The following is a 3219-nucleotide window of genomic DNA, read 5'->3' on the forward strand; positions in this document are numbered from 1 at the left end:
GGATATCGCGCGGGGTGAAATCTCGGCTTTAAGGATGGCGTTTCCAAAGGCCAGTATCGCGGTACGCGAGGGGCTTGCCGCGCGGCTCTGGTTGCCCGATCCGGCGGATGTGCATGTTCTGGCCTCAGCCATAACCGGTCATGCCGATCTGATCGTCACCTTCAATGCCAAGGATTTTCCGCGCCATACCCTGACCGAAGAAGGCCTTCGGCGCGACGATCCCGACCATTTCCTGCTCGACCTCTGGCAGTCAGAGCCGGAAGCGGTGGAACAGGTGGTTGAGGCGGTGCGGGCCGAGGCGGAACGGCTTTCGGGCGCACCCCAGCCCCTGCGCCCGCTGATGAAACGCGCCCGCCTGCCGCGTTTGGGCAAGGCGCTGGCGGGGTAGGGTTATTCCATTGGGATATCGAACCCGTCCGGCGCCAGTTCGAACCCTTCGAACCGAAAGCCCGGGCTGACCGTGCAGCCAACCAGCGTCCAGTCCCCAAGCGTTCGCGCCGCCTGCCAGTGATGAACCGGCACGACGATCTGCGGGTGTTCTCCGGCCAATAGGTGAGGGCCAAGCAGGTGATCCCGGGCCGGGCCCGCATCACTTGCCGCCATCGACAGCACCAGCGGTGCGCCCGCATAGTGGTGCCAGATTTCGGCCGCATCGACCCGGTGCCAATGGCTGCGTTCCCCGGCTTTCAGCAGGAAATAGATGCAGGTTCCGGCCGGTCGCCCGTCGCCTTCGGCCACCCATGTCTGGCGGTACCAGCCGCCTTCGGGATGGGGGGAAAGGTCGAGTTGGGCGATGATTTCATCTGCGGTCATGGCCCATTCTTGCCTGCCCCGCACGGGGCCGCAACGCCCAAATGCGATTTGAGATGAGTCAAGGCGGGGTCCGTCCCGGCCTGTCAGGCTTTCCTTTAACGATACCACGAAAGGATCCGCCCGATGGCCATCTCAGCGCGCCAGTCCGCCATGATCCGCGAAAGCTTCGACCTGCTGCGCGAACGGTTGGAGCCGGCCTCGATCTATTTCTACGAAGCACTCTTCGCCCGCGACCCGTCGCTGAGGACGATGTTTCGCGACGATCTGGCCGGGCAAGGCATGAAATTCATGACGACGCTCGGCATGGCGGTCGAGAATATCGACCATCCCGAGAAACTCGGCGAGAGGTTCGCGGAACTGGGCAAGGGCCATGCGCTGATCGGCGTGAAAGCCGCGCATTTCGCACCCATGGGCGAGGCGTTGATCGACACATTGCGCAACGAACTGGGCGAGGGCTTTAGCGGGGAACTGGAAGTGGCCTGGCGCGCGGCCTATGCCGAACTGTCAGAGCGCGTGATCCGGCGGGGTGGGATTGGCTGACGCCCGCCCGTGATCACCAAAGTGGATGAGGCGAGGGACATGGCCTCAGCGCAGGATGCGGTCGATAAGGTGGGTGACGCATTCGTTGAGCCCATCTCCGGCCATCGACGGTATCGTGAAAGCGGTTGATGGGTTGAGGGGAAAGCCGTTGGAAAGTTCCGCCATCTGCCGGGTGATGTCGTCGTAGGATTTCAGGTGATCAAGGTGGCCCGGATGCCGCCGCCGGTTCCGGAATTGCCGGGCGGCTCGTTCAGGCGGGCAATCGCAATGCACCTCGATCACACGGTCAAAAGCAGTGTCCAGCCAGCCAGTCGCCGTGCCGGTGCCGTCAGGTCCTGTGCGGGGCCGCCAGTGCGAGACGAGGATTACTTGCTCAAATCCCTTAGCCGCCACTCGAAAAGCCTCATCGGCCTCCCGGCTCAGTGAGCGGCGCTTCTCTGGCGTCACGGTATCATGAAGCGCGAAGAGATCTTCAAGGAAGTCGTCTTTGTCGAGCACAGGCCATTGAAGAGCACGTCCCAACGCTCGGGCCAAAGTGGATTTGCCGCTGGCCGGAAGTCCGGTGACAATGACGGCGGTTCCGGTCATCGTTCAGCTTTCCACTGCGAAACAGCAAAGCCCCGGTCTGCGAACCGGGGCTTTGGGCTTGTGGATGGCACAGGCCTCAGCCCCTCAGGATCGACGCCCCGGCATATTCCGCCGTTTCGCCCAGCAGTTCCTCGATGCGGATCAGCTGGTTGTACTTTGCCAGCCGGTCGGAACGGGCGAGCGAGCCGGTCTTGATTTGACCGCAATTCGTGGCGACGGCGAGGTCGGCGATGGTCGCGTCCTCGGTCTCGCCCGAGCGGTGCGACATCACGTTGGTGTAACGTGCGCGGTGGGCCATATCGACGGCCTGCAGCGTTTCGGTCAGGGTGCCGATCTGGTTGACCTTGACCAGCATCGAATTGGCGCAGCCCCTGGCGATACCCTCGGCAAGGCGGGCCGGGTTGGTGACGAAAAGGTCGTCGCCCACAAGCTGGCATTTCGCGCCCAGAACATCCGTCAGATGCTTCCAGCCATCCCAGTCATCCTCGGCGCAGCCGTCTTCAATGGAGATGATCGGATAGTCCTTCACCAGCGCTTCGAGATAGGCGACGTTTTCTTCCGAGGACAGTGTTTTGCCTTCGCCAGAAAGGACATATTTGCCGTTCTTGAAGTACTCGGTCGAGGCGCAGTCGAGCGCCAGATAGATATCCTCACCCGGCTTGTAGCCCGCTTTTTCGATGCTTTTCAGGATGAAATCCAAAGCGTCGCGGGTCGATGACAGGTTCGGCGCAAAGCCGCCCTCATCGCCGATCCCGGTCGACAGGCCTGCCGCTGACAGCTCTTTCTTCAGCGTGTGGAAGACCTCGGACCCCATCTGTACCGCACCGCGGATATCGGGGGCGGCCACCGGCATGATCATGAATTCCTGAATGTCGATCGGGTTGTCGGCGTGTTCGCCACCGTTGATGATGTTCATCATCGGCACCGGCAGGATCCGGGCCGAGGTGCCGCCAACATAGCGATAAAGCGGCTGCGCGGTGAAATCTGCGGCAGCCTTGGCAACGGCAAGCGACACGCCGAGGATCGCATTGGCGCCAAGGCGGGCCTTGTTCGGGGTGCCGTCGATCTCGATCATCAGCCGGTCGATGGCGACCTGCTCGGTCGCGTCCTCGCCCAGCAGGTTCTCGGCAATCTCACCATTGACGGCGGCCACGGCTTCCAGCACGCCCTTGCCCATGTAGCGGCCCTTGTCGCCGTCGCGCTTTTCCACCGCCTCGTGGGCGCCGGTGCTTGCGCCCGAGGGCACGGCGGCGCGGCCCATTGTGCCGTCTTCCAGGG

Annotated in this window: 5 protein-coding genes; 2 read left to right on the forward strand and 3 right to left on the reverse strand. The window is 62.8% G+C overall.

The features are described 5' to 3' along the window. Positions 1 to 388 (forward strand): RSP_2648 family PIN domain-containing protein (locus WBB85_RS13390; RefSeq protein WP_432639107.1); only part of this gene is annotated, 388 nt, incomplete at its 5' end. Between the two features lie 2 nt (positions 389 to 390). Here the strand turns inward: WBB85_RS13390 and WBB85_RS13395 are convergent. Beyond that, complete coding sequence (locus WBB85_RS13395) at positions 391 to 813, reverse strand: cupin domain-containing protein (protein ID WP_432639108.1); 423 nt, start codon at positions 811 to 813, stop codon at positions 391 to 393. A gap of 123 nt (positions 814 to 936) precedes the next feature. Here WBB85_RS13395 and WBB85_RS13400 point away from each other — a divergent pair, with 123 nt between their 5' ends. Beyond that, positions 937 to 1353: a globin domain-containing protein gene (locus WBB85_RS13400; protein ID WP_432639109.1), complete on the forward strand. Its 417-nt coding sequence runs from the start codon at positions 937 to 939 to the stop codon at positions 1351 to 1353. Positions 1354 to 1398: 45 nt separating this feature from the next. Here the strand turns inward: WBB85_RS13400 and WBB85_RS13405 are convergent, their stop codons facing one another. Beyond that, on the reverse strand, positions 1399 to 1941 hold the full coding sequence (locus tag WBB85_RS13405; RefSeq protein WP_432639110.1) for an AAA family ATPase: 543 nt from the start codon (positions 1939 to 1941) through the stop codon (positions 1399 to 1401). 76 nt (positions 1942 to 2017) lie between these two features. Then, on the reverse strand, positions 2018 to 3219 hold a 1202-nt coding region (eno, locus tag WBB85_RS13410; RefSeq protein ID WP_432639111.1), incomplete at its 5' end, for a phosphopyruvate hydratase.

The organism is Albidovulum sp. (assembly GCF_049646345.1).
Classification (GTDB): Bacteria; Pseudomonadota; Alphaproteobacteria; order Rhodobacterales; family Rhodobacteraceae; genus Albidovulum.